This window comes from Bacillus sp. FSL R5-0434, from assembly GCF_038004745.1.
Lineage (GTDB): Bacteria > Bacillota > Bacilli > Bacillales > Bacillaceae > Bacillus > Bacillus halotolerans.
On sequence record NZ_JBBORV010000001.1, the window covers coordinates 1,300,861 to 1,326,899 of the forward strand.

General features: G+C 44.6%; 32 protein-coding genes and 1 pseudogene. 28 read left to right on the plus strand and 5 right to left on the minus strand.

What is annotated here, in order from left to right:
- Nucleotides 1–111 precede the first annotated feature (111 nt).
- Nucleotides 112–576: a DinB family protein gene (locus NYE43_RS06735; RefSeq protein WP_101860768.1), complete on the minus strand. Its 465-nt coding sequence runs from the start codon at nucleotides 574–576 to the stop codon at nucleotides 112–114.
- A gap of 203 nt (nucleotides 577–779) precedes the next feature.
- Between NYE43_RS06735 and rapA the strand changes: the two genes are divergently transcribed.
- A complete protein-coding gene (gene rapA, locus NYE43_RS06740; RefSeq protein ID WP_081638280.1) occupies nucleotides 780–1,916 on the plus strand; it encodes a response regulator aspartate phosphatase RapA in 1,137 nt (378 codons plus the stop codon).
- On the plus strand, nucleotides 1,906–2,040 hold the full coding sequence (gene phrA / locus NYE43_RS06745; RefSeq protein ID WP_024121047.1) for a phosphatase RapA inhibitor PhrA: 135 nt from the start codon (nucleotides 1,906–1,908) through the stop codon (nucleotides 2,038–2,040). Before rapA ends, phrA begins: the two co-directional genes overlap by 11 nt.
- A gap of 41 nt (nucleotides 2,041–2,081) precedes the next feature.
- Here phrA and NYE43_RS06750 read toward each other — a convergent pair whose 3' ends face one another.
- A complete protein-coding gene (locus NYE43_RS06750; protein WP_213418546.1) occupies nucleotides 2,082–2,336 on the minus strand; it encodes a YciI family protein in 255 nt (84 codons plus the stop codon).
- Between the two features lie 109 nt (nucleotides 2,337–2,445).
- On the opposite strand from NYE43_RS06750, the gene NYE43_RS06755 reads away from it, so the two are divergent.
- Nucleotides 2,446–3,393 carry an N-acetylmuramoyl-L-alanine amidase gene (locus NYE43_RS06755; RefSeq protein ID WP_213418547.1) on the plus strand — a complete coding sequence of 316 codons (948 nt, stop codon included), beginning with the start codon at nucleotides 2,446–2,448 and terminating at the stop codon, nucleotides 3,391–3,393.
- Nucleotides 3,394–3,641: 248 nt separating this feature from the next.
- Here NYE43_RS06755 and NYE43_RS06760 read toward each other — a convergent pair whose 3' ends face one another.
- On the minus strand, nucleotides 3,642–3,869 hold the full coding sequence (locus tag NYE43_RS06760) for a hypothetical protein (protein WP_024121050.1): 228 nt from the start codon (nucleotides 3,867–3,869) through the stop codon (nucleotides 3,642–3,644).
- Between the two features lie 409 nt (nucleotides 3,870–4,278).
- Here NYE43_RS06760 and NYE43_RS06765 point away from each other — a divergent pair, with 409 nt between their 5' ends.
- Together NYE43_RS06765 and NYE43_RS06770 are read left to right on the plus strand one after the other, a co-directional pair.
- Nucleotides 4,279–4,902: a poly-gamma-glutamate hydrolase family protein gene (locus NYE43_RS06765; protein ID WP_024121051.1), complete on the plus strand. Its 624-nt coding sequence runs from the start codon at nucleotides 4,279–4,281 to the stop codon at nucleotides 4,900–4,902.
- A gap of 54 nt (nucleotides 4,903–4,956) precedes the next feature.
- Nucleotides 4,957–5,793 carry a manganese catalase family protein gene (locus NYE43_RS06770; RefSeq protein ID WP_103671550.1) on the plus strand — a complete coding sequence of 279 codons (837 nt, stop codon included), beginning with the start codon at nucleotides 4,957–4,959 and terminating at the stop codon, nucleotides 5,791–5,793.
- A 45-nt stretch (nucleotides 5,794–5,838) separates the two neighbouring features.
- Here the strand turns inward: NYE43_RS06770 and NYE43_RS06775 are convergent, their stop codons facing one another.
- Both NYE43_RS06775 and xre read right to left on the minus strand, forming a co-directional pair.
- The gene (locus NYE43_RS06775) at nucleotides 5,839–6,435 is read right to left on the minus strand and encodes an ImmA/IrrE family metallo-endopeptidase (RefSeq protein ID WP_103671551.1); all 597 of its coding nucleotides are present in this window, start codon (nucleotides 6,433–6,435) and stop codon (nucleotides 5,839–5,841) included.
- Nucleotides 6,436–6,595: 160 nt separating this feature from the next.
- Nucleotides 6,596–6,937, minus strand: coding sequence for an HTH-type transcriptional regulator Xre (gene xre, locus NYE43_RS06780; RefSeq protein ID WP_024121054.1), 342 nt, complete (start codon nucleotides 6,935–6,937; stop codon nucleotides 6,596–6,598).
- A 178-nt stretch (nucleotides 6,938–7,115) separates the two neighbouring features.
- Here xre and NYE43_RS06785 point away from each other — a divergent pair, with 178 nt between their 5' ends.
- The 23 genes and pseudogenes from NYE43_RS06785 to NYE43_RS06895 all read left to right on the plus strand — a co-directional run bounded on the left by NYE43_RS06785 (nucleotide 7,116) and on the right by NYE43_RS06895 (nucleotide 26,038).
- Nucleotides 7,116–7,295: a hypothetical protein gene (locus NYE43_RS06785; protein WP_095713505.1), complete on the plus strand. Its 180-nt coding sequence runs from the start codon at nucleotides 7,116–7,118 to the stop codon at nucleotides 7,293–7,295.
- Nucleotides 7,282–8,118 (plus strand): phage portal protein, encoded by an 837-nt coding sequence (locus tag NYE43_RS06790; protein WP_341061354.1) that lies wholly within the window; start codon nucleotides 7,282–7,284, stop codon nucleotides 8,116–8,118. The genes NYE43_RS06785 and NYE43_RS06790 overlap by 14 nt, the downstream gene beginning before the upstream one ends.
- On the plus strand, nucleotides 8,018–8,818 hold the full coding sequence (locus NYE43_RS06795) for an ATP-binding protein (protein WP_185848054.1): 801 nt from the start codon (nucleotides 8,018–8,020) through the stop codon (nucleotides 8,816–8,818). Before NYE43_RS06790 ends, NYE43_RS06795 begins: the two co-directional genes overlap by 101 nt.
- Nucleotides 8,818–8,985 carry a hypothetical protein gene (locus NYE43_RS06800; protein WP_024121058.1) on the plus strand — a complete coding sequence of 56 codons (168 nt, stop codon included), beginning with the start codon at nucleotides 8,818–8,820 and terminating at the stop codon, nucleotides 8,983–8,985. Before NYE43_RS06795 ends, NYE43_RS06800 begins: the two co-directional genes overlap by 1 nt.
- A gap of 93 nt (nucleotides 8,986–9,078) precedes the next feature.
- The gene (locus NYE43_RS06805; RefSeq protein WP_253295357.1) at nucleotides 9,079–9,429 is read left to right on the plus strand and encodes a phage portal protein; all 351 of its coding nucleotides are present in this window, start codon (nucleotides 9,079–9,081) and stop codon (nucleotides 9,427–9,429) included.
- Complete coding sequence (locus NYE43_RS06810) at nucleotides 9,416–9,622, plus strand: XtrA/YqaO family protein (protein WP_024121060.1); 207 nt, start codon at nucleotides 9,416–9,418, stop codon at nucleotides 9,620–9,622. Before NYE43_RS06805 ends, NYE43_RS06810 begins: the two co-directional genes overlap by 14 nt.
- Before the next feature lie 116 nt (nucleotides 9,623–9,738).
- Complete coding sequence (locus NYE43_RS06815) at nucleotides 9,739–10,248, plus strand: sigma-70 family RNA polymerase sigma factor (protein WP_024121061.1); 510 nt, start codon at nucleotides 9,739–9,741, stop codon at nucleotides 10,246–10,248.
- A 117-nt stretch (nucleotides 10,249–10,365) separates the two neighbouring features.
- The gene (locus NYE43_RS06820; RefSeq protein ID WP_024121062.1) at nucleotides 10,366–11,157 is read left to right on the plus strand and encodes a terminase small subunit; all 792 of its coding nucleotides are present in this window, start codon (nucleotides 10,366–10,368) and stop codon (nucleotides 11,155–11,157) included.
- Nucleotides 11,154–12,455, plus strand: a complete 1,302-nt coding sequence (locus NYE43_RS06825) for a PBSX family phage terminase large subunit (protein ID WP_024121063.1) — start codon at nucleotides 11,154–11,156, stop codon at nucleotides 12,453–12,455. Before NYE43_RS06820 ends, NYE43_RS06825 begins: the two co-directional genes overlap by 4 nt.
- Nucleotides 12,456–13,946 carry a phage portal protein gene (locus NYE43_RS06830; protein ID WP_101860762.1) on the plus strand — a complete coding sequence of 497 codons (1,491 nt, stop codon included), beginning with the start codon at nucleotides 12,456–12,458 and terminating at the stop codon, nucleotides 13,944–13,946.
- Nucleotides 13,947–13,965: 19 nt separating this feature from the next.
- Entirely contained in the window at nucleotides 13,966–14,793 is an 828-nt protein-coding gene (locus NYE43_RS06835; protein WP_024121065.1) for an XkdF-like putative serine protease domain-containing protein, read from the plus strand.
- A 21-nt stretch (nucleotides 14,794–14,814) separates the two neighbouring features.
- Nucleotides 14,815–15,753 (plus strand): annotated as a pseudogene (locus NYE43_RS06840) (phage major capsid protein); the annotation flags it as partial.
- A 23-nt stretch (nucleotides 15,754–15,776) separates the two neighbouring features.
- On the plus strand, nucleotides 15,777–16,160 hold the full coding sequence (gene yqbG, locus NYE43_RS06845; RefSeq protein WP_103671556.1) for a protein YqbG: 384 nt from the start codon (nucleotides 15,777–15,779) through the stop codon (nucleotides 16,158–16,160).
- Nucleotides 16,157–16,513 (plus strand): YqbH/XkdH family protein, encoded by a 357-nt coding sequence (locus NYE43_RS06850; RefSeq protein ID WP_326324158.1) that lies wholly within the window; start codon nucleotides 16,157–16,159, stop codon nucleotides 16,511–16,513. Before yqbG ends, NYE43_RS06850 begins: the two co-directional genes overlap by 4 nt.
- Nucleotides 16,510–16,998, plus strand: coding sequence for an HK97 gp10 family phage protein (locus tag NYE43_RS06855; protein WP_095713498.1), 489 nt, complete (start codon nucleotides 16,510–16,512; stop codon nucleotides 16,996–16,998). Before NYE43_RS06850 ends, NYE43_RS06855 begins: the two co-directional genes overlap by 4 nt.
- 12 nt (nucleotides 16,999–17,010) lie before the next feature.
- Nucleotides 17,011–17,451 carry a phage tail terminator family protein gene (locus NYE43_RS06860; protein WP_106020456.1) on the plus strand — a complete coding sequence of 147 codons (441 nt, stop codon included), beginning with the start codon at nucleotides 17,011–17,013 and terminating at the stop codon, nucleotides 17,449–17,451.
- 2 nt (nucleotides 17,452–17,453) lie between these two features.
- Nucleotides 17,454–17,666, plus strand: coding sequence for a hypothetical protein (locus NYE43_RS06865; protein ID WP_059336109.1), 213 nt, complete (start codon nucleotides 17,454–17,456; stop codon nucleotides 17,664–17,666).
- On the plus strand, nucleotides 17,666–19,066 hold the full coding sequence (locus NYE43_RS06870) for a phage tail sheath family protein (RefSeq protein WP_024121072.1): 1,401 nt from the start codon (nucleotides 17,666–17,668) through the stop codon (nucleotides 19,064–19,066). The genes NYE43_RS06865 and NYE43_RS06870 overlap by 1 nt, the downstream gene beginning before the upstream one ends.
- Nucleotide 19,067: 1 nt before the next feature.
- Complete coding sequence (locus tag NYE43_RS06875) at nucleotides 19,068–19,511, plus strand: phage tail tube protein (RefSeq protein WP_003220592.1); 444 nt, start codon at nucleotides 19,068–19,070, stop codon at nucleotides 19,509–19,511.
- 89 nt (nucleotides 19,512–19,600) lie between these two features.
- Nucleotides 19,601–20,047 (plus strand): phage tail assembly chaperone, encoded by a 447-nt coding sequence (locus NYE43_RS06880; protein ID WP_014113481.1) that lies wholly within the window; start codon nucleotides 19,601–19,603, stop codon nucleotides 20,045–20,047.
- Nucleotides 20,048–20,088: 41 nt separating this feature from the next.
- Nucleotides 20,089–20,229, plus strand: coding sequence for a hypothetical protein (locus tag NYE43_RS06885; protein ID WP_341062718.1), 141 nt, complete (start codon nucleotides 20,089–20,091; stop codon nucleotides 20,227–20,229).
- Entirely contained in the window at nucleotides 20,230–25,386 is a 5,157-nt protein-coding gene (locus NYE43_RS06890; protein WP_341061365.1) for a transglycosylase SLT domain-containing protein, read from the plus strand. It abuts the gene before it with no gap.
- Nucleotides 25,379–26,038, plus strand: coding sequence for a LysM peptidoglycan-binding domain-containing protein (locus tag NYE43_RS06895; protein WP_185848049.1), 660 nt, complete (start codon nucleotides 25,379–25,381; stop codon nucleotides 26,036–26,038). The genes NYE43_RS06890 and NYE43_RS06895 overlap by 8 nt, the downstream gene beginning before the upstream one ends.
- Nucleotide 26,039: the final 1 nt, after the last annotated feature.

The following is a 26,039-nucleotide window of genomic DNA, read 5'->3' on the forward strand; positions in this document are numbered from 1 at the left end:
TCAGCTATATGCAAATATCGGCTGTCACTGGGAATCGCGGTGTGTTGGATACGGTAGTGAACTGAAGGCAATAAAAAAAGATACCTTTAGATCAGGTATCTTTTCTTTAGGTTACATACGCTGCTGATAAAACGGCAGCTCCGTATGGCCCATTTCTCTTACATAAACAAACAGGTTGCCTTTATGGTGAATTTCATGCTCCATCGCAAGCTGAAGCAATGCGCTGCCAGTGACTTTTCTTCCGAAAGTGGCTGTCAGGTCAATTTCTCTGTCAAGGTGTTCCTCAGTGAGCTGCTCAAGGATGGCAGCCGTTTTTTCTGTAAACGCTTTAGCCAAAACATTGAGATCTGTTTCCGTTTCTTCCTGCTGGTTTTGAAAAGGTGAGGCATTGCCTTCTTTAATGACATTTGCGAACAGATGGAAAGTCGTCAGGATGTGCTTGACAAGCTCTTCTGCTGACATTGATGTTTCCGTCGGTTTGTAGCTGTAATGATTTTTGCTGATTTTTTCTGTCAGCTCAATCGTCACATTGCGATGTGACAAAAAGTGACTCACAATTTGAGTGGATTGGCTCAATAGAATCTCCTCCATATGTAAAAATAAATGGTGCAATGAAATCCTATATCAATGGGCATAAATTAACAAGCAATATGCTGAGAAGTGATTGTATTTTTTTGCGGTTAGCCGAAATTCGACAATTGCGGTCTTTTTGCGTTCTTCTTTTTCTTGTAAATATGATAAAATATGACATATCTCGGGTATATAAAAGGGGGGATTAATTGAGGATGAAGCAGACTATTCCGTCCTCTTATGTCGGGCTTAAAATTAATGAATGGTATACCCATATCCGGCAGTTTCACGTAGCTGAAGCCGAACGGGTCAAGCTCGAAGTAGAAAGAGAAATCGAGGATATGGAAGAAGATCAAGATTTGCTGCTGTATTATTCTTTAATGGAATTTAGGCACCGTGTTATGCTGGATTACATTAAGCCTTTGGGAGAGGACACCTCGCAGCTAGAGTTTTCAGAATTATTAGAAGACATCGAGGGGAATCAGTACAAGCTGACAGGACTGCTCGAATACTACTTTAACTTTTTTCGCGGGATGTATGAATTTAAGCAGAAAATGTTTGTCAGTGCCATGATGTACTATAAGAGGGCAGAAAAGAACCTTGCCCTTGTGTCAGACGACATTGAAAAAGCTGAATTTGCTTTTAAAATGGCTGAGATCTTTTACAATTTAAAGCAGACTTATGTCTCTATGAGCTATGCCGTTCAGGCGTTAGAAACGTATCAGATGTATGAAACGTACACTGTCCGCAGAATCCAATGTGAATTCGTTATTGCAGGTAATTATGATGATATGCAGTATCCAGAAAGAGCATTGCCCCATTTAGAACTGGCTTTAGATCTTGCAAAGAAAGAAGGCAATCCCCGCCTGATCAGTTCGGCCCTTTACAATCTCGGAAACTGTTACGAGAAAATGGGTGAACTGCAAAAGGCAGCCGAATACTTTGAGAAATCTGTTTCTATTTGCAAGTCGGAAAAGTTCGACAATCTTCCGCATTCTATCTACTCATTAACACAAGTTCTGTATAAACAAAAAAATGATGCCGAAGCGCAAAAGCAATATCGTCAAGGATTGGAAATCGCCCGTCAGTATAGTGATGAATTATTCGTGGAGCTTTTTCAATTTTTACATGCGTTATACGGAAAAAACATTGACACAGAATCAGTCTCACACACCTTTCAATTTCTTGAAGAACATATGCTGTATCCTTACATTGAAGAGCTGGCGCATGATGCTGCCCAATACTATATAGAGAATGGACAGCCTGAAAAAGCACTTTCCTTTTATGAGAAAATGGTGCACGCACAAAAACAAATCCAGAGAGGAGATTGTTTATATGAAATCTAAATGGATGACAGGTTTGTTGCTCGTTGCGGTCGGGTTCAGCTTTACTCAGGTGATGGTCCATGCAGGAGAAACAGCAGATACAGAGGGAAAAACATTTCATATTGCGGCACGCAATCAAACATGATGATGACAAAAAAAGACCCTCCGGTTGCGGAAGGGTCTTTTTTATTTCAGCTTCCATTCCTTAATGGTCAGCTCAGAGGACCCGCTGAACACCAATGGATCAGCTTGTCCGATTTCGCGCGCCTCTTCCAGTGAGCCCGCTTTGATGACGTATGCTCCGCCTGTGGCATCGCTGAAAGGCCCGAACATTTTTAAGCGTTTTTCTGCCTGCAGGCGGTCCAAAAATTCATAGTGTCCGGCTACATGCTCCTGATTGAATTGATCTGTTCTCGTAGTCAGCATTAAGTACGTATTCAAGAATGTCTCCCCCTTTTGAACTTTAGCTTAGCACAATTATCCATATAGCGGTGCTTTTCGTCCTACGAATGCCACCTATTGATGAAAAAAGAAAAAGGAGAGATGATAGGTGAGCATTCAAGTGAAGAAAAATGTGGTTTCTGAGGCGAAGTACGCGCTGAAATGCCCGAATGCGATGTCCGCTGAATACATTACCATTCACAACACGGCAAACGACGCGTCCGCTGCCAACGAAATTAGCTACATGATTGGGAACACCAGCTCGACAAGCTTTCATTTCGCGGTTGATGATAAAGAGGTGATTCAAGGATTGCCGCTTAACCGTAACGCTTGGCATACTGGTGACGGCACAAACGGTACAGGCAACCGCAAGTCGATTGGCGTTGAAATTTGCTACAGCAAATCGGGAGGCCCAAAGTACGAGGCAGCCGAGGCATTGGCGATCTCTTTTGTGGCACAGCTTTTGAAGGAGCGGGGCTGGGGAATTGATCGAGTCAGAAAACACCAAGACTGGAACGGTAAATACTGCCCGCACCGCATTTTATCAGAGGGGCGCTGGGAGCAAGTCAAGGCGGCAATTGAAGCGGAATTAAACGGCAGCGCCTCAGCGAAAAAGGTTTCTCCTTCTGCGCAAGTGTATCATGTGAAAAAAGGAGATACGCTGTCCGGCATTGCAGCATCACACGGTATCAGTGTGAAAACTCTGCAAAGCTTAAATCACATCACTGATCCAAATTACATTAAAGTCGGACAGGAGATCAAGCTTTCCGGGACTGCCTCTTCCTCTAAAAGCCATGCCGCATCCTCTTATCCGCTGCCATCGGGGGTAATCAAAGTAACGAGCCCGCTGACAAAAGGCACAAAAGTAAAGCAGGTTCAGGCTGCGCTGGCAGCTCTTTATTTTTATCCTGATAAAGGGGCGAAGAATCATGGGGTGGACGGTGTATATGGGCCAAAAACAGCAAATGCTGTCAAACGCTTTCAATCTGTCAGCGGATTAACGGCAGACGGCATTTACGGGCCGAAAACGAAAGCTGAAATTAAACAAAAACTATAATGAAAAAAGGAAGCTTCACTTGGATGGAGCTTCCTTTTTTGCCTTACATACAAACGGCAGCAAGAACCTTTTGACTGATTTGGCACAGCAGGAGAGCGCCGCGCCACAAGTGGATTTTAAGAGTTATGAACAATTTGCTAGGCATAAAGTTAACAAGAAATCTAGAAAAGCAAAAAACCTTCGAGCAATAAAATAGAAAATAAAAAGACCCGGTGATCACCGGGGAAAAGAAATAGAACGTTAAAGGTTTAGTAATACTTTTTATATTCTACTTTGTAATCATAGTCATGCTTGTCATGATCATAACACTTTTTGCCGTGGTCATAATATTTTTTGTCATGGTCATAGTATTTTTTGTCGCAATCATAATCTTTCTCATGATCATCATAATACTTTTTATCGTGGTCGTAATACTTCTTGTAGTACTTCTTTTTGTAAGTGTAATACTCTTCTTTATATTTTTTATAATAACCCATACTAACGCCTCCTTTAATGTTTGATCAGTTTTATTATATGGATTAAAAAAGAGATGGTATGGTCAAATGTATTCGTTATCAAAAAAAGGCTGTTTTCAAAAACAAACTGATAAAAATGGATAGCGTGCCAGCTTACATAAGCCTTTTAAAAGAATGATTTATAACATTTATACTTAATCCACCTGTAGATCGACCGCATAAGGCCCCCATTTAAACGCCGCAGTTTTTCTTTCTAGTAAAATAAGTGCTTACTTTTCTATCGCCTCAGCTGTTGAAAGAGTTGACACATTCCAGCAAGATATCGATAAATCCCTTCATATATCTCCTGATATGGAAATACGATAAAAAGGTTTTCATTCATAGATGAGTAGAGTAAACTGGTGCTGACTGATAAAGGAGAGCGCTTAACATGAAAGATATGTATGACAGTTTTTTATCTCTTTCTGCGTCTGAATCGGAATACCGGATTATTTATGAAGAGAACAGCGGGAGCGAGCATATTGTCATCGGCCCTCACGGCGGAAGAATTGAGCCGGGCGTCAGCGAACTGGTGCGGGCATTTGCTGATCAAAGTTCCATTTATATCTTTGAAGGATTGAAGCAGCGCAACAACCGTTCGCTCCACCTGACAAGCACTCGTTTTGATGAACCGCTTGCCATAGAAAAAGTAAACGCCCACCGATTCGCGCTGGCATTTCACGGCTATCATGATCTGAAAAAGCCGCATACATTGGTCGGGGGCGCGGATCGGATAAAAGCAGAAGCCATTTGCGAGTTGCTGAATGAGGCAGGTTTCAGTGCGGAACTGGTCAGTGAAAAAGACCGGCTGGCAGGTGTTCATCCGCAAAATATCGTCAATCGGACGAAAAGGGAGATGGGGCTGCAGCTGGAATTGAGTACGGCGCAGCGGAGCGCGCTGTTTCACAATTTTGGCTGCCGTAAGGGACAATACATAGAAAATAATCTTTTTTCTCGATATGTGAATGCCGTTAAGCTTGGTTTTTATGGAAGAAGCAAGCAGGACCTGCAATAACTGCCTATTCCTTCATATGCTGTGATTGTTTGAATGCGCAGGGAGGAATAAACGATGTTTTATCATATTAAAGAGCTTCAGTATCAGGCAAAGCCTTCCCATCCGGATCCTGTTTATGCGAAAAAGCTCCAAGAGGTGCTGGGCGGCCAATTTGGTGAAATTAGTGTGATGATGCAATATTTGTTTCAGGGTTTTAACTGCAGGGCGGATGCCAAGTATAAAGATTTGCTATGTGATGTGGGGACGGAAGAGATCGGACATGTGGAAATGTTGGCTACGATGATTTCCAGGCTTCTGGATGATGCTCCCGCTGATGTACAGGAGAATGCTTACAAAAGCAACCCCGCTATTGCAGCAGTGATGTCAGGGATGAATCCTCAGCACGCTATTGTGTCCGGCTTGGGTGCGATGGCATCAGATAGTGAGGGTTATCCGTGGAATGCAAAATACATTATCTCAAGCGGAAATCTGCTGGCGGATTTCCGTGCAAACTTAAATGCGGAAGCCCAGGGGCGCCTTCAGGTGACACGGCTTTACGCCATGACTGATGATCCCGGGGTAAGAGATATGCTGTCATTTTTGATTGCGAGGGATACTTATCATCAAAATATGTGGTATGCAGCGATTAAAGAGCTGGAAGAAAGAGAACGGGATATTGTCGTTCCCACGACATTTCCGCGTGAGCTAGAAAAGCAGGAAGTATCCTATGACCTGTTTAACTTTTCCAGAGGGGATGAAAGCTCACAAGGAAGGTGGGCTCACGGTGAATCATTTGACGGCCGGGGAGAATTCAGATATATACCGGCTCCGATTGCATTTGGTCCGGAACCTCATTTTAAACCGGCACCGAAGTGGTTGCATGATACGATGCCTCCCATGTCAAAATGCTAGTTTCTCTGCCGGGCTGAGGACATATGTCCCCAGCCCGTTTTCATGTCAGCCGCGCCTTCTGATATTGTACAGTGCTTTTGCTTCCGCTACCAGTAATGGGGGCTGATCTTCCTCATATTCCGCTTTTGGCCGCTTATCAGATAATAAATAAGCAAGCCGCTTCTGAAATTGAATACCTGCTTTACGCCGTTCAAACATTTCAAGTCTTTTCTCAGCAAAGTCCTTTGTTACCCGGAATACCGTCGCAATGGTTGCAAGAGCCTGACTTCTCCATTGCGGCAGTTCCATCTGCAACAGCATAAAGGTTGGCACACAGAAGTGGTACATAAATTGGTTCGCCTGAAATTCCTGCAGCTCCCTGAAGAGCTTGTTCATCTGAAAATGATTGCCTGCATGCTTTAATACGTGGCACAGTTCATGGCCAAAATCCTCCCATTGCTCTTCCTGGGACTTTTTTTGGTTCAATATGATACTGTACATGCCGTCGTATTTCACCATCATGCTTCCCATATCCTCGAAATGAACCCATATATCAAGATCGTTTGCGATTTTCAGCATGTCAATGTGATGGGGAGAGGTGATGCCCAGCCGGCTGTATAAATTTTTTACGTATTCCTCCAGATGTGATAAGTAATCGCCCAATTGAATACTCCCTTTCGAACATATGTTCTGTTTGTAGCGAGAAAGAAAAGCCCGTTTAGGACTAAAAAGTGTGTTGAAATCTTTCCCTTTTCTTTAAAAAATAAACACTTTTTCTTTATATCGGTCTATTTTTTATATGTTTTAGAGAACAGAGAAATAATTATTTGTTTTTCGGTTTCCGGTTTTTCTCTTTTTCTTTTAAATAGTTGATAAATTCGATGGCCTGCTGTTTGCTTTCAGGGGAAAAATCCTGCATATCCCGGTATGCGAGCTGCAAGTCCGGATCAGAAAACATATCATCATCAGATTTTTTTTCTTTTCCTGTTAATAAGTAATCCGTTGTCACTTGGAAGTAATCAGCCAGCTTTTGCAGTGTGTCGTAATCAGGTTCGCTTCGCCCGTTTTCATAATGAGAATATCGTGCGCGCGATACACCGATGTGAGATGCGATTTCTTCCTGTGTCCTTTTCCCTCTGAGACTCTTCAATCTGCCGCCTATCATACTATGACCTCTCTTTTTTAAACTCCCTAAGTTACTTATGATTATAGATACAATCTGTATCAAAATAAAGTTATGATAAAAAAAGTATCAAAAATAACTTGATGATACAGAATGTATCGTTTATACTTGGTAACAGTTGATACGAATTGTATCAAAAACAAATCGGGGGAGTGATCACATGCATCCGATTCAAATCGTTTTTAGTGAACATCCGATAGATCAGCGCCATCTCGGACAATCCGGCGGCTCCATTTCTTTTACGGCATGCGGCCTTCCGGTATTCCAATTTGAAAATCGAGAACAATTTCAAGCGTACTTGCTGTTAAAAGAAGAGGTGAAACGCAATGAAAATGGATAAAAGCTATCCTTTTCCTATGTATTCAGGGCTGTTGAATTCAGAACATTATGTCAAAATAGGCTCGGCCCTGTGGCTGTTTCTCTGGTTTATCAGCTCAACGACAAAAGAAAATGAAAAGGATGGCGTGAGCTGGGGAATTGTGCTCGGCCATAAGCCATTAAAAGCAAGAGAGATGGCGGCAGTATTCGGTGTAAGTGAAAAAACAGTCAGAAGATGGCTGGAGCTTCTTGAAAGACATGGATACATAAAGGCTGCCCGCGCGCCATACGGACTCATGATTTCTGTGAAGCACTCTAAAAAATTCAGCTTCAGATCGGACAAAACTGCACACCGCAGCGATAATGAGCGGTCATTTTCGCCGCTGGCACAGGACAAAGAAGACCGCTCTAATATAGATAAAACAAAAACATATGCTGCTGCTGATGATGCAGTGGATCACATTGCGAAGCGGTTTACACAATTACGGTCGGCTCAAGAAGGACGCACCGTGTATCCTTCCTCCAGAGATTATCAAGCCATCGCCCGTATTGTCGCCATCGGCGTTCCTGTAACGCAAACAATCAAATGGCTTGAGGAATGTTTTCAAGCTTTTGAAAACCGGCGAACCGCTGCTTCAGAAACGATAAAGGCCTTTCGCTACTGTTCGAAATTCATCGAAGACCGATTTTTCGCGCAGCAAGCTAAAAAGACCGCCGCAATACACCATGAGAGGAATGAAAGTAATGACAAAACATACAATCGAGCAGATTTTAGACGAGTTGAGAAAAGGGAGACGTCCATTACTGGCGGACAAACCGGCCGAATCAGACGCAAGCCGGTATGATTGCCAGCGATGCAAGGATCAGGGAGGATATCTCAGCCGGCAAGACGGTCTGGAAGTGTGGACAATGTGCAGCTGTATGGCAGAACGAAAAGTAAAACGGCTGCTTGGCGTCAGTGAAATTACTCCTGCCTTCAGACAGCTTGGCTTTCATGAATTCCGCACCCAAGGGAAGCCACAGGCCGTCAAGGACGCGTTTGAATGCGCCAAAGAGTTTGTGGCGGATTATGAACAAATCAAGGACAGCCGGAAAAACAGTATCGCCCTTTTGGGTCAGCCCGGTTCCGGGAAAACACATCTTCTTACCGCTGCGGCCAATGACCTGATGAGAAAGCGCCATGTGCCGGTCATTTATTTTCCGTTCGTCGAAGGCTTTACTGATTTAAAAAATGATTTTGATCTTTTGGAAGCCAAGCTGAACCGAATAAAGCAGGCAGACGTGCTGTTCATTGATGATCTCTTTAAACCGGTAAACGGCAAACCGCGCGCCACTGATTGGCAGCTGGAACAAATGTATTCCGTTTTGAACTACCGCTACTTAAATCATAAACCGATTCTGCTTTCAAGCGAGCTTACGATTGAAACGCTCGTCCGGGTTGATGAAGCGATCGGCACGAGAATCTATGAAATGTGCAGTGATTATTTAGTGATTATCAAAGGAACAGCGTATGACCTGAATCATAGATTGGAGGGCATCAGATAATGTGCAAGCTCTGTAAGACAAAGAAAGTAATTGTTGAACATACCGGGATCGGAGCGGTTTTTCATCCATGTCCGAACTGCCGGTCCGGCAATGATTTAACGCCGGTTATTCAAAAGCTGGAACAAATGCTGACAGCCGGAAAAGCGGGGCTGAATGCCCGTGATTAAACAGCTGGCTGCTCTGTTCGCGTTGCTGTTTCGGGCGAAGCGGACAGAAAAAAACATCGAACAATGGTACAAGGATGACGGGAAGTGAAGCAGATGCCGGAAACAAAACAATTTGAAATGAGTCCTGCGCCGTGGCGTGCTGTCGCATGCGGGGATGAGAAGCCAATTTATATCTATTCTGCTTACAGTGAAGAAGAAAAAGAGAGATTCCCTTATTCAAACGGCCGGCTGATCGCCGCTGTATTTGACCTCAGCTCTTTTTCGCAAATAAGCAATGCCAAATTGATGGCAGCCGCACCTGAGCTGAAGGAAGCGGCTAAAGCGGCGCTGGATTTTCTGAACGGGAATTCCGCTCATTCAAAGGAGCACATCATAAAGGTATTAGAAGCAGCCAACAAAAGCGCTGAACCCGAAAGGAAGGAAATGACATATGATCAACCCTAAAAAACTCGTAAATATTGATTCCATCACGCTCGACAGCCAGCTTGAGGATGGGAAAATCCGCGTTATTATAGTCGACGGCATAAAGCAAGAAGCCTGGATCACAGAAGCTCCGGAGCACGGGAAAACGCTTGTTGAAACGAGAAAGGGAGACCTTGCCCGCGTAGAATTTGAAATCGGCTACAAATTAAATTAAAGCGAAAAAAGAATACGTCCAAGACGGAAAGCCTGCGGACACTGATCAACATGCACAGCATTTGTGCGTTGATTGGTGTCCGCTTTTTTATTGCACAAATGAGGAGGAATCATAGAATGCAAGACTTATTATTTGAATATAAACGCACATTAAAACAAACAAGAACACAATATAAACCGCTCGCTGAAGCAGATGAATCAGTGCTCTCAGCTGAGGACATGAAGGATAAAAAGATTATCAGAAACATCATCACAGACCTTGAATATGTAACAGAATGGCTTGAAAAAGGAAGACAGCCCGGCATCAGACGGGCGATTGACCGGCGTGATGCGTATCAGCGGCTGATGATCAAAGATCCAAGAATCATAGAATCATTTTCTTGCGATATGATGTTTGAGCCGGACGGACAGGTATCTGAGGAAGACAGGGAGAGAATCCGAGAAGCTTTATCCCTTTTAACGGACAGGGAGAAAGAAATGTTTTTGCTGCACAAGGTGGAATGCTTTTCTTATGAACGCATTGCCGATCTTCTTGGCGTCAAAAAATCAACTGTGCAGACAACAATCAAACGGGCTTTATTAAAGATGCAAAGACAGCAGGAGGAAATAAACCGATCGCTTGCCTGAATGCTTGTCATACGTTTGCCACCTATAAGTGAAAAGAGCATGACACATAAGCGGACGGCATAACCAGCCGCTTTTATGAATAGAAATCCATGCTGGAGGTGGCGGTGATGCCGTAGCATGAAAACACAACAGAGAGAACAAGCATTAGCAATCTATCAGCACCATCAGGGAAATATCACAAACCGGGCCATTGCAGACACAATCGGCGTTTCGGCGAAAACAATCGGCATCTGGAAAAAACAGGACGGATGGAAAGAAGCCTTGTTTTCTGAAAACGGACATAAGCAGCGCCGCATAGAAAACGATGAATTAAATGAACGGCAGCGGCTGTTCTGCCTGTACTACGTAAAAAGCTTCAATGCGACACAGTCAGCGATCAAGGCGGGCTATTCTCCGGACAGCGCCCATGTGACGGGCTGCAGGCTGTTAAAGAATGAAAAGGTTGCCGCTGAAATCAGGCGGATAAAAAAAGAAATGGTGAATGAAGTGTTTATTGAAGCGATGGACGTTTTGCAGGTATATGTCAAAATCGCGTTCGCCGATATCACGGATTATGTGACCTTTGGCAAAAAAGAGGTGCAGGCCGTCGGAAAGTCGGGACCGCTGTTTGATGAAGATGATAACCCGATCATGAAGGAAATCAGCTTTGTCGACGTCAAAGACTCCGGTCTCGTTGACGGCACAATTGTCACGGAGGCAAAGCTCGGCAAGGAAGGCATCGCCATTAAGCTTGCCGATAAGATGAAAGCACTTGAAAAGCTGTCATTATACTTTGATTTGTTTCCGGATCAATTTAAACAAAAAATAGAAAATGAGAAGTTAAAGCTCGCGAAACAAAAAGCGGAAAAAACTGATGACGGCCGCGAGCCAATTGAAATCATGATCAAACGAAAAGAGGACAAGGCATGATTGTAAAAGAAATCAATCCTCATTTTGAAGATTACGTGTTCAATTGGGAGCAGACGTACCAGTTTCTCGTCGGCGGCTACGGCTCATCAAAAAGCTATCATACGGCGCTGAAAATCGTGTTAAAGCTGTTGAAGGAAAAGCGGACGGCGCTCGTCATACGCGAGGTGTTCGATACCCACCGGGATTCGACCTTCGCTTTATTTGAAGAGGTGATTGAAGAGCTTGGTCTCACGAAGGCAGCCGCAGCACTTTCTTCCCCGCTTCAGCTACGGTTTCAAAACGGCAGCCGGATCATGTTCAAAGGAATGGACAACCCGGCGAAGCTGAAATCTGTTCACAACATTTCTTTAATATGGATTGAAGAGTGCTCTGAGGTGAAGTATGAAGGCTTTAAGGAATTAATCGGCCGTCTTCGCCACCCTGAGCTGAAGCTGCACATGATTTGCACCACCAATCCCGTCGGCACCTCCAATTGGACGTACCGGCATTTTTTTCGGGATGAACGCAATCAGCGGTTTGTGCTGGATGACAGCGAGCTTTACGAAAAGCGGACACTTGTCAGGAGAGATACGTATTACCATCATTCCACGGCAAACGACAACCTCTTTCTCCCGAAAAGCTATATCAGGCAGCTTGACGGACTGAAGGAATATGATCCTGACTTATACCGAATTGCCCGTAAAGGCAGGTTCGGCGTCAATGGAATCAGGGTGCTACCGCAGTTTGAGGTGCTCCCGCACGACCGTATCGAAGAACGTATTGCCGCCATCAGCCAGCCGATCCTTCGCACAGGCATGGATTTTGGTTTCGAAGAATCCTACAATGCTGTCGTCCGTCTCGCCGTCGATCCTGATAAGAAATATCTCTACATTTATTGGGAGTATTATAAAAACAAAATGACAGATGACAAGACGGCTGAGGAGCTGCAGGAATTGGTTAAAACACAGGAAATGATCAAAGCCGACTCTGCTGAGCCGAAAAGCATTCAATATTTCCGCCAGCAGGGTTTTCGGATGGTCGGAGCCAGGAAGTTTCCCGGCTCCAGGCTTCAATACACCAAAAAGGTCAAACGCTTCAAAAAAATTTTCTGTTCGGACCGCTGTGAAAATGTCATCTATGAGCTCAAGACACTGACGTACGCCAAAGATAAAAACGGCGCGCTGATTGAAGATGAATTCACGATTGACCCGCATACGCTTTCTGCTATTTGGTATGCGCTCGATGATTATGAGGTCGCAGATGTGAAGGAAACAGCGCAAAAACGAATCCGTCCGAACCGAGAAAGGAGGAGGTCATAAATGCCGCACAATCAAACAGTCAGAGCAACGGTTTTAAAAGCCAATGCATCTGCTCCTCAGACAAAGCAAATTTATGAAGACGACTTTTCTGATTTGTACGGAGAGGATATCATCGCTCCGCCCTACAATATCACCGAGCTCAAAACAATTGCTGAATACTCAACCATTCTTCAGCAATGCATTGATGCGTACAGAGTGAATATTACTGGTTTTGGTTTTGATGTGGAGTACACGTTTGATGTCAACGCCACTGATGTTGACCAGGCGAAAAAGAAAAAAGCGGAAAAAGACTGGGCCAGACTTGAAGCCTTTTACAAATGCCTTCACTTTGATGAATCTGCTGAAATGATTTTAGGCTATGCCATTGAAGACAGGGAAAAAACCGGAAACGGCTTTATGGAAGTGCTTCGCGACGGGATGGGAAAACCGGCCGGCATTGAATATTTGGATGTGAAATATATGCGCGTATGCGGAGCCGGCGAGCCTGTCGAAGTATCTTTTATGTATGAAGAAAACGGAAAAGTGAAGAGAATCAAAAGGCAAAAACGGTTTCGGAAATTTGTGCAGATGATCAATGGAAAAAAAGTATTTTTCAAAGAATACGGCGATCCCCGAAAAATGGACATGCGCACGGGCGAATATGTCAGCACACTGGCTGAAAAGCACCAAGCAAACGAAGTGATCCATCTTAAAATCGGAAGCGGCGTATACGGCGTGCCCCGCTGGGTAGGCAATATCGTCAATTTATACGGCGCCCGGAAAGCGGAAGAGCTCAATTTTATGTACTTTAAGCAGGGGCGTCACGTACCCGCGGCGATTACGGTGGAAAACGGGATGCTGTCTGAAGCTTCTTACCGGGAACTGCAGGAGTATATGAATGACCTTGAAGGTGTGGAAAACGCCCATAAATTTCTTCTGATTGAGGCGGAAGGCATCGCGAAGGAGAAGGACCTTCACGGCGGTGAAGATATCACACCGGTTTCTGTGGAAATCAAATCCCTTGCGGAAATCCTGCAAAACGACGCCTTGTTTCTTGAATATGATGAAAAAAGCAGAAATAAGCTGCGCTCTGCTTTCCGTCTGCCCCCGCTTTATACGGGAGAAGCTCAGGAATACAACCGGGCTACGGCTGATACAGCGAGAAAAATTACGGAGGAGCAGGTGTTTCAGCCAGAGCGGAAAACGCTTGTCAACAAATTGAACACACTGCTTTTGCCGGAGCTGAATCTTCATGATGTGAGGCTGACATTAAAAGGACCGGACTTTCGTGATCCGCTTGAGATTGCGAAAGTGCTCGGTCCTTTTATTACAGCTGGAGCCGTTTCGCCGAATGATTTGCGAGACCTTGCCGGACGGGTGCTCGGCAAAACGCTTGAGGAGTGGCCGGAGGACATTTACAAACGCCCTGCCGGACAGGATGCTGAAAAGACAAATCTGACAGCACTTATGCAGGAGCTGAAGGACAGCATCGAAGATATCAAAACGTCCTGAAGGGAGGTGAATCAAGCAGGTGGCGCGGGAATTGAAAAATGCCAAAATCAGCTTTGTCAGCTATGTGGACAAGGCGGCAAACCAGACAGAATTTTTCTTTACGAAGTCAGCCGAACCTCCGTCATTTGAAAAAAAAGTTCGGCTGTTTACGAAAAGCGAGCAGGATGAACAAAAGCTCGTATACGGAATTGTGTATGAGCCTGATGTTCCAGATGCCCACGGCGACTATATGACCGCAGAAGAAATTGAAAAAGCGGCGCATGGCTTTCTTGCAGACGCGCGGGAGATTGATATCAATCACAGCTTTGAAGGCGGCACAGGCGTGGTCGTTGAATCCTATGTGGCGCCCGATGATTTTATCATCGGAACAAAACGGATTACAAAGGGCTCGTGGGTGCTTGTGACAAGAGCGTCAGATGAGGTGTGGGAACAAATCAAAGCCGGCATCATCACCGGCTACAGCATGGCGGGCACTGCTGATGTATATGAAGAAGAACCGGTTGAAAAAGCCGGATTTCTAAGCGTATTTAAGCAGCTGCTGGCCGACAAAACAGGAAAGGAGACTGAAGAAATGAGGAAAGAAGACATGAGGGAATCAATCGAGCATGCGCTGTATCCGTTGCTCAAACGGCTGGAGACAATTGAAAAAAACACAGAAACAGAGGAAAAACCGGAGCAGACGGGAGATGACGAGCGCCTGAAGAAGCTCGTTGAGGACATGATTGCCCCGCTGATCGAACGCATTGAGGCCCTGGAAAAAGCTCGGGGAGCCTCTAAACAGACGGCGGACGATGCGGCCGGCAATACAGAGCAAGTCAAAAAATCAATCTGGAGCGGACTGCTGTAAACCAGTCAAAGAGGAGGAAATCAATTGAGAAATCAAGAGATCATTCGGAAAGCGGAAATGTCGCTTTCTGCTTTAAAAAGCGGCGGGCTCATGAACCCTGCACAAGCATCAGCTTTTATCCGCATGGTGCAAAACACGCCGACGATTTTCAGTGAATCCCGTGTGATTCAAATGGAAAACGATTCGCAAAAATTTGAGAAAATCGGTTTCGGCCAGCGTATTTTGCGCGCGGCTCAAGAAGGAAAGGCGCTGACAACAGACGAACTGACGGTTCCGACGACAAGCACTGTCCAGCTGAACACAAAGGAAGTCATTGCGGAAATTAACATTACGTACGACACGCTCGAAAACAATATTGAAAAAGGCGGACTGCAGCAAACGATCATGCAAATTTTAGCAGAGCGGGCGGCAGTTGATATTGAAGAGCTGATCGTAAACGGAGATACTGCATCAGCAGATCCATACCTGGCGCAGCTGGACGGCATCCGTAAACAAGCAGTGTCCCACATCGTCGATATGAATGGTGAAGAACTGTCCAGAGCGACATTTAAAAAAGGCTTAAAGGCTGTTCCGCCAAAATATTTGCGCATCCCTCAGGAATTCAGATTCTATACATCGCACGGCTTAGAAGTTGAATGGAAGGACCGTGTGGCGGACCGCCAGACAAATCTTGGGGACCAGGCTGTTCAGGGCGGCTTGTCCACAGCATTTGGCGTACCGGTAAAAGGGGTATCCAATATCCAGCCGTACGCAGTCGGAGAGGGAGACGCGCAATATGATGCGTCCGATATCATTCTGACACATCCGAAAAATATCATTCTCGGCTTCTCACGCAATATTCGAATTGAAGTCGACAAGGATATCCGCTCCCGTAAGTTCATCATTGTCTTAACGGCGAAGCTGGACAGCAAGTTCGAGGAAGAGGATGCCTGCGCTAAATTAATTAACGTAAAAGAATAATCGAAATGGGGTGGCCAGCTTATATGCTCATCGAACCGACGGACGTTGCCGCCTATTCGGTCTATGACCAGGTGAAAAACAGGCCGGAAGAACTGCTGGCGCAGGATATCATCGAGGCGGAATCGGAAGCGGCCCTCATTACAGGGCACAGCTTTACAGACAGCATCTACGACCCGCTCCCTGAAAAGGCGAGATTAGCTTTGCTGAAGCTCGCCCAATACTTTGCGCTAGTAAACAGCGACGAATCAGCCGCATCAAGATATCAGTCTGAGAAAATGGGGGATTACTCCTACACGGTTTCCGGTGAAGCCGGCATTCAAAAGCCCGATGTATATCATTTGCTGGAAGAGTTTATCGCACCGGACTATGTTCCGGAGTCTGCCAGATTGAAGGTGCGGTCGTTATGAGTTATCAGCAGATGCTGATCCATCGCTGTGATATTTATCATGCAACAGCGCAGCCGCCGCTGGCAGGACGATTCGGAATTCCGGCGGACAAGCTTCAGCCGGTATTTTCATATCCGAATACACCTGATGAAGAAAATGTCCCTTGCTACTTTACAGAAAAAACGCAGCAGCTGATTCAGGAGGAGCCTGATCAAACCGTGTATCACAGCTTGCTTGTCCATTTTCCATTCTCTGCGGATATCCGGATGAACGACAAAATCATTTGGCAACACAACAGCTATATTCTGAAGCTGCCAAAAAAGATCAGACACCATCATTGGGAAGTCATCGCTGTCAGAGATGAAAGTCTATGAAGATAGCGGGACTTAAAAAGCTGAACGCATCGTTAAAAGAAGCGGCATCCGGCGGTTTTTCCCGCGAGGCGTCCCGGTGGCTTGAAGAGTGCGGGCAAGATTTTCTGGAGATCGTACAATCTGAACTCATCAGCACGCAAACGATAGATACAGAAAAACTGCTCAGCTCCTTTCAGAAAGGCTCAGAGGATAACCTCTGGAAGGTACAAAGCGGCGGACTCTCACTTGAGGTCGGGACCCAGCTTGAATATGCCTCTTTTCTCAATGACGGCCACTGGACATCGAAAGCGGACGATGTGAGATGGGTGCCGGGGCATTTTCAAGGCTCACGGTTTATCTATGATCCGGCTTCTTCAACAGGCATGGCACTCAAGAAAAAATGGATACCCGGCACGAGCTATTGGGAGCATGCACTGCTTCTATATGAACAGCTGTTTGCAAAATCAATGGAACATAAATTGCGCCAGTGGCTGAAAAAGATGTAAAGGAGGAGCCGGATGAACAGCGAAACAGGATCGATCATGGCTTTTTTGTACAGCCAGTGGTCTGTTCCCATTTATGAAAGCGAGCTGCCTGATCAGTTTCAAGTGCCGTCTTTATATGTCCCTGCGCCATCTGTTTTTGAAGAAACAGATACAGTCTCCACATTTAAAAAAACCTACAGTCTCAATGTAAAGCTGTTTCATCTTGACTCCGTGCAGGCGCTGGATGAAGCGGACAGGCTGGCGGATGCCATCAGAGAAGCGAGAAATATAGTTCCGCTGCTTAGTGAATCCGGTGAGAAGACAGGGGATATGCTTCGCATCACCCGAATTGAGACAAGGGTGGGAGACAGGGGCGAGGCGGTCATGGTGATCAGGTGGAGCAGCCGATATTATTATCATAAAACAGAACAGCCTGTCTTACAGGATATCGATATGAACAGCGGGGTGAAATAGCGGTGGCAAAGCAGAAACAAGCGAAGGCTGTACATACAGAGAGCCGGGAAGCTCTTTTTGATACAGCGGATTTGATCAAGCACGCAAAGGAACTGTTCGGCGTTAAGCCGGAGATCCTTCAGGGGGCTTTATTTGGCGTGGACAAAACACGCCTGACGAAATCAGAGGCAAGTCAATTGATACAAACATTTTTAACTAAGGAGGTCATGCAATAATGAATGGCGGAACATTTACAGCAGGAAAAGAAAAGGACCGTGCAGGCATTTATTTCAATTTTAAAACGACGGCACAGGAACGGGTGTCACTCGGTGAACGGGGGACGGTCGCACTTCCGGTCGCATCAAGCTGGGGCGAAGCGAAAACATTCGTCTCCATTTCAAGCGTGGAGGATTTAAACAAAAAAGTGGGTCTCAGCATCGACGATCCATCTTTATTACTGTTGCGTGAAGCGAAGAAAAACGCGAAAACGGTATTGATGTACCGCCTCACTGAAGGCGTCAGAGCATCTGCCGATATTGCCGAAGGCGTTAAAGCGACTGCTTTATACGGCGGATCAAAAGGGAATGACATCATCATCCGCATTAATGAAAATGTACTGGATGCAGCGTCATTTGATGTCACAACGTATATGGATGAATCAGAAGTGGATAAACAGACTGTCAAAAAAGCTGAAGAATTAACAGCAAACGGCTATGTGACATTTACCGGAACAGGAGATCTTTCCTCTTCAATTCCGCTGACTGGATCAGAAGGAGACACGGCTGCCGAGACGCTGAACGCATCTGCGGGAATCCGTTTATCCGGCGGTACAGATAAAGCGCCGGTCAACTCAGACTATACCGATTTCTTGGCTGCGGCTGAAACGGAGAGCTTTGATGTCATCGCTTTGCCGGTTGCAGAAGGAGATCAGCTGAAGGCGACCTTTGCCGCATTCATTAAGCGTCTGCGTGACGGTCAAGGGCAAAAAGTCCAAGGGGTAACAGCCAACTACAGCGGTGACTATGAAGGCATCATCAACGTGACAGAAGGTGTGCTGCTGGAAGATGGAACAGAAGTGACACCGGACAAAGCGACGGCGTGGGTAGCCGGCGCAAGTGCGGGAGCAACCTTTAACCAATCTCTCACATTTGTGGAGTATGAAGGTGCCGTTGATGTCTTAAACCGCCTTGACCACGACGCAATTGTGGAACGCTTAGGAAAAGGCGAATTTTTATTCACATTTGACGCCCGCGATAAATCGGTAAGCGTAGAAAAAGACATTAACTCACTTGTCACGTTTACGGCTGAGAAAAACAAGAAGTTTGCGAAAAACAAAATCGTCCGTGTACTCGACGCAGTCAATAACGATTTAACACGCGAGCTGAAAGCATTAATCAAATCAAGAAAGGGAAGCGGAAGCGACATCCCGGCCTCTGAAGACGGGCTTCAGTATGTGAAAACGATGATTACGCAATACATGACAACGCTTCAGGATGCGGGCGGTATTACCGGTTTTGATTCTGATCAAGATATCACAATTTCAATGAATGAAGACCGTGACGGCTTCTTGATTGACCTCGCTGTACAGCCTGTCGACGCAGCAGAAAAATTCTACTTTAATGTGGAGGTAAACTAATATGGCATTAAAAGCACAAAACACGATTTCAGGTAAAGAAGGACGCTTATTTCTCGATGGCGAAGAAATGGCGCATATCAAAACATTTGAAGCAAATGTGGAGAAAAACAAGTCTGAAGTAAATATTATGGGCCGCCGCATGACAGGCCATAAAACAACAGGCGCAAACGGAACAGGCACAGCGACGTTTTACAAAGTCACATCAAAATTTGTGATCCTTATGATGGATTACGTCAAAAAAGGCAGCGATCCTTATTTCACCCTGCAGGCTGTGTTAGATGATAAATCTTCCGGAAGAGGAACAGAAAGAGTCACGCTTTACGACGTAAACTTCGACTCCGCAAAAATCGCCAGCCTCGATGTCGATTCAGAAGCATTAGAGGAAGAAGTTCCGTTTACATTTGAAGACTTCGACGTGCCTGAAAAGCTTTCTGACACGTTTTAATCAAAACTGAACAAGCCATAAGCAGACCTTTCTGAGAAAGGTCTGTTTTTAAATGATGAAATCAATTTAAAGATAAGGGAGTTTTTTACATGAGCGAGAAGAACGAAAACGTATATGATCTTTCCTTTTTTATGCCGGGAAAAACAATCGAAGCCGAAGAAATCAAAGTGCCGATCTCTAAACGTTTTGTTGATAAAAAAGGAAATATCGTACCATTTATTTTCAAAGCGATCACGACAGAGCGCATTGACGAACTGGAGAAAGAAACAACAACTTATAAAAATGTAAAAGGCAGAGGCCGTGTAAAAGATTTAGACAGCCAGCGCTTTTATGCCCGAATCGCAGTGGAATCGACAGTCTATCCGGACTTCCGTTCAAAAGATCTTCGAGAAGCTTACAAAACGGCCGACCCGGTAGAAGTAGCGAAACGTGTCCTGTCTGTAGGAGGCGAATACGCAAACTGGCTCAACAAAGCAATTGAGATTAATGGATTCGAAGATGAATTAGAAGACCTGGAAGAAGAAGTAAAAAACTAATAAAAGATGGGCATAAAGAAGCCGTGTATCTCTATTATGCGATGCACGAGCTTCATTATTCTCCATCAGATTTATTAGAACTGTATGAAGCGCCCAGAAACTTTAAGGCGCTGTTGTATGGGCTGATTGGGTATAAGCTGGATACCCTTGAAAAACAAGCAAAGAAAGGAGGGGCATCGTAATTGGCAAAGCTGACAGCAAGATTTGAAATGGAAGACCGTGTAAGCAAAAAGTTAAGAAAGATACAAAATGGGTTTAGAGCGCTTGAAAAGTATAGAAAAATGGCGCAGCGAAATAGCTCTATAGATATACGAAAAGAAAGCAAAACGGTGTTAAGGACAATTGACCGCATACAAAAATCTATAAAGAAAAAGCTTGGCGCCCAAATGATTTCCATTTCAGCTGAGGATAACGCCAGCACTGTCATTCAGAAGGTTCAAACTCAATTGCAGGGATTGCCGTCATCGGTATCTATTAAAATTGGCGCTAATGATCAAGCGACAGAAAAGTTTGAACGATTAAGAGAGCTCGTTGCGGGTTTTAAAGGTTTTACGATTATGCTGAGGGCAGAAGATCAAGTTTCTCCGGCTGTGCAAAAAATACAGCGTTATATGGAAACCGCACTTCAAAATGGTTACTCTGTTACGATACGTGTGATTGATCACGTCATGAAAACAGTCGGCCGCATTTCAGCAGGCATTGATGCACTTACACAAAAAGATAATCAAATTCAGCTCACTTTGAATGATCAGGTATCAAAAAAGCTGGATGAACTTCAGAAGAAAATGGATAGCTTTGGGAAACTAAAGACAGCTGAGAAAACAGCTCCCCCATCAGCTAAGAAAGCAGAGAGCAAAAAGGGAGAGGGAAAAGAAGGCGGTTCCTTCTGGGGAAACCTCGTTGAAGAAGGCAAAAAGAAGATCAAAGAAAAGCTAGATGAAAAAGTAACTGAATATAAAGAAGCCGTTATTGATCGTGTTACCCAAAAATTTGAAAAGTTTAATCCAGAAAAAATACTTGATGATAAGTTTTATGCTTTATTGGATAAAGTGTTCGGTCCCGAAGAAAAAACTCCGGCAGAAAATGCGGGCTGTTGCTGCAACGGGTTGAATCCAGGATCTGGAGGAGCCGCAGAATCAGGAGGCGGAGGCCTTTTAGATTCATTTATCAGTGAAGGTACAGCCGGTATCAGCAATGCAATTGAGGAATTAAAAAGTACCTTTTTGAAGAAATTTGAACATTTTACACCCGAATCGATCACCTCAAAATTAGAATCATACACAGAATCCATTACATCTAAAATGACTGCACTAGCTGAGAAGTTCAGTCCGGAGACGATTTTGACAGAGCTGGATAAGTTCTCAAGCTCCTTTATGGGAAAAGTGGATGAGATCGCGACAAAGTTCAGCCCGGAAACGATTTTGACAGAGCTGGATAAGTTCACAACATCGTTTATGAGTAAGGTGGATGCAATCGCGACAAAGTTTAGTCCGGAAACGATTTTGACAGAGCTGGATAAGTTCACAACATCGTTTATGAGTAAGGTGGATGCAATTGCGACAAAGTTCAGTCCGGAAACGATTCTGGCACAGCTGGATAAGTTCACAACATCGTTTATGGGAAAAGTGGACAAAATCGCAAGTAAATTCAGTCCTGAATCTATCTTTAAGCAACTGGACAAATTTACGGATTCCTTTATGAAAAAAGTAGACGATATTGCAAGTAAATTCAGTCCTGAAGCCATTTTTAAACAACTGGACAAATTTACAGATTCCTTTATGAAAAAAGTAGATGATATCGTAAGCAAATTCAGCCCAGAAACCATTTTTAACGAACTGGATAAGTTTGCGGATTCCTTTATGAAAAAAGTGGACGATGTCGTAAGCAAATTCAGCCCAGAAACCATTTTTAACGAACTGGATAAGTTTGCAGATTCCTTTATGAAAAAAGTGGACGATGTCGTAAGCAAATTCAGCCCAGAAACCATTTTTAACGAACTGGATAAGTTTACAGACTCCTTTATGAAAAAAGTGGATGATATCGCAAGTAAATTCAGTCCGGACGCGATTCTCACTAAAGCAGAAGACTTTGTAACAAATATTGTTGACAAAATCTCTGAAAAATTCAATTTCCTCAACCCAGATAAAATCGCGAATAAAGCAGAAAAGTTTTTTGATAATATTGTCTCAAAAATCGCGAAAAAATTTGAGAAATTCCGCCCTGATAAAATTATTGAAAAAGCGGGAGAGTTTTTTGAAAAGATTATAAAAGGCATTGCTGAAAAACTGGGGAATCTGGATTTTGGAGGACTGCTTGGCGGCAAATCCAGCGGAAGCAAAGACAAACAAAAAGCCTCAAAAGCCAATACAAATCACTCAACTTCAAACAACTCAAACCGCACTAAAAAACCTTCTATGAACCAAAAAGCGTCAGGTTCTAAATCGAAGAAGTCAGGCGGCAAATGGGGCGGGGCTTGCGGATGCTGCTGTGCCGGAATCAGTACAGGCAAAAGCAAAAAAGTCAAAAATAGAAATGGTTCATCAAACAAGGGCAATAAATCAAATCCTGTGAATACGCCTAAATCGGCAAAAGCAGCTAAAGGCGGATCAGGCAAAGGTTTTTCAGGCCTTCTGAAAACATTGGGAGAATCAAAAGGTTTGAAGGGCGGACTGAAGGGCTTAAAAGGAGCCGCAAAAGGAATACCGGGATTAGGCGAAATTTTGTCTCTTACTGACTTAGCCGGAATCAATAAGGATAATGCCGGTGAAAAAGTAGGTTCAGCCGGCGGAGGTTTAGCCGGAGCAGCTGCCGGAGCAGCTATTGGAAGCGTTGTGCCGGGAGTCGGAACCGCTATTGGCGGTGTTGTAGGAGGAATTGCCGGCACTTTCGGCGGTGAAAGTTTAGGGAAGGCATTTGATGCCGGCGCTCTAAATGATACATGGAATAGCATTACAGAGGGTGCGCAAAATGCATGGTCAGCCATTCAGGGTATTTGGGGAACTGTATCAACATGGTTTATGGACAATGTTTGGACACCAGTGTCATCCGCAGTTGTGGGCGTGGCTACAAGTATATGGTCAAATATTGTAAACGCATGGACCACGATACAAACAATCTTTAGTACCGTGGCAACATGGTTTATGGATAATGTTTGGACACCGGTGTCATCCGCGGTTGTCGGTGTGGCTACAGCGATATGGTCTAAAATTGTAAACGCATGGACTACGATTAAAAATGTGTTCAGTGCAGTTGCTTCATGGTTTATGAGCAATGTATGGGAGCCAGTCAAATCGGCTGTTATCGGAGCGGCAACCACTATCTGGGATAAAATGACTGGCGCTTGGAATAAGATTAAGAGTGTTTTCAGTACAGTATCAGGATGGTTCATGGATACAGTCTGGAACCCAGTTAAAAATACAGTCTTAGATGTAGGCAAGGGAATATCTGATGCTTTCCAAAAAGCTTTAGATACGGTCAAGAACATTTGGAAGGGTCTGAGCGGCTGGTTTAAAAAGAATATTCAAGAACCTCTTACTAAGGTTGGAGAAACCGTTTCAGATGCTTTTTCTAAAGCGTTCGGCTGGGTAAAGAAAATTTGGGATAAAGCAGGCGGCGTTGTCTCAAGCATTGTCAACTTCGTAACTGGCGGAGGAGACCCGGATGACTATAAAGGAGAAAAAACTAAAACTGATAAACATGCCACAGGCGGCTACATCACCAAACCAACCATCTCATGGATCGGTGAAGCCGGCAAGGAATTCGTTATCCCAGTTGATAACAACCGAGGCAGAGGTAAAATGCTTCTTTCACAAGCGGCGTCTAAACTTGGTATGCAAGTCGTAGACGATATGGGAACCGCTTCGTCTTCTGCTGGAAGCCCGGTATCTGTTTCAAGAGGAGCAACTGCCAGTTCGTTATCAGGATCAGCCTCTCCATCAATGGACACTGCAAATCTTACAGGCCAAGCGTCCACACTCGGACAGCAATTTTCAGAAGGCTTTGGTAAAGGCATCAGCAATCAGCCGGTCAAAATGGAAGATTGGAAAAAGAAAAACATCAATACGCCATTTTCACAAATGATTTCTTCTTCACCAAATTACGGAAAACAGATGGTAAGCGGCTATGCTAAGGGGCAAAACGGCACAGCAACCGGAACAGACGGCTTTTTACAATCAAAAGTCAAAACACCGTTCCAAGCTACTGTAAACAAATCTTCATCATGGGGAAGCAGTACAATCAAAGGGTTTGCTTCCGGACAAAATAGTTCGCAAACAGGCACTGATCAGTACGTTAACACTCATGTGAATAAACCGTTTGTCCGTTCTAAAGAATCATCAAACGGCTGGGGAAGCGGCATGATTGGGAATTTTGTTTCAGGTATGACTTCAAAGGCAAGTGAAGTCCATGAAGCCGCCAAGGAACTCGCGAAAAAAGTTGAGACGGCTTTCCGTGAAGAATTAGATATCCATTCGCCTTCTCGAGTTATGATGAGTCTCGGTCGCTTTGCATCTGTCGGTGTAGTAAAAGGATTGGATTCTGTCGATGTGAAAAAATACGCTGAAAAGCAAGCCGGTTCACTGGCAGCTGCTTATTCCGGAATGGGTGCAGTAGGGGGAAATGTGAAGCAGTGGCTTATGGCTGCAATGATGGCCACAAAGACACCATTAAGCTGGCTTCCAGGATTGATGACGATTGCTCAGTATGAATCAGGGGGCAACCCGAACTCTATTAACCTGTGGGATAGCAACGCGAAGGCGGGAAATCCATCACAAGGACTCATGCAGACAGTCCCGACCACATTTAATGCTCATAAAGCACCGGGCATGGGTAACATTAGAAATCCGATTCACAACGCTGCTGCCGCTATCGGCTATATCAAAAGCAGATACGGCTCAATTGATAATGTACCTGGTATTAAAAGCTTAAAACGTGGAGGTCCCTATGTCGGTTATGCCAACGGCGGACTGATCACAAAAGAACAAATCGCCCGTGTCGGTGAAGGAAACAAGCGGGAATGGATCATTCCGGAGGAGCGAGGCATACGCGGCCGCTACCTCCTTCAGAGAGCAGCGCAAGCTCTGGGTATGGAAGTGACAGATCCGTCTCAATCCCAGCAGTCTGAGCTTTCATCAGGCCAAGTCTCCGCTGTTACTTCGGCAAGCCGGCCAACGACAGCAGTATCCGGATCAAAAGAAATTTATATTCAATTTAATGGTGACCAGCACTTCCATAATGGACAAGACGCTGAAACTCTTGCAGCGAAAATCAAGCAGGCGCTTATAGACGAACTGCAAAAGGATATCAATATTGGAACGAAGGGAGTCGTTGCATTTGACTAAATCCGTATATGAATTTTGGATTTCACAAGGGAAGGACAAGCTGCGGCTCCCCGTACTTCCCGACCAGCTGAATATTTCAAATACGGTTCAGAATGAGACGGTTAAAGTAGCTAAGTTCGGTGACCTTACATTTATTGACGAACAGGGAGCGAAAGAAATTTCGTTCTCTTCGTTTTTTCCGAAGAAATACAGCCCGATAGCTGAATATCAGAATATCCCTTCTCCAGAGAACGCCATTGTTAAAATTGAAAAATGGATGAAGGCTAAAAAGCCTGTTCAATTTTTAATTACGGGAACAAAAATCAATATGACATGCAGCATTGAAAGCCTTAAATACAGTGAAGGTGACAAAGAGATAGGAGACAGGGATTTTGATATTGTACTAAAAGAATACAAAACCGCCTCACCCCGAAAAATCAAGCAAAAGAAAAAAACAAAGGCAAAACGTCCGTCAAAGGCCTCTCCGAAAACCTATACAGTAAAAAAGGGAGACACGCTTTGGGACATTGCCGGCAGGTTTTACGGGAACAGCACGCAATGGCGCAAAATTTGGAACGCCAATAAAACAGCCATGATTAAACGAAGCAAACGAAATATCAGGCAGCCGGGCCATTGGATTTTTCCCGGTCAAAAATTAAAGATACCGCAATGAA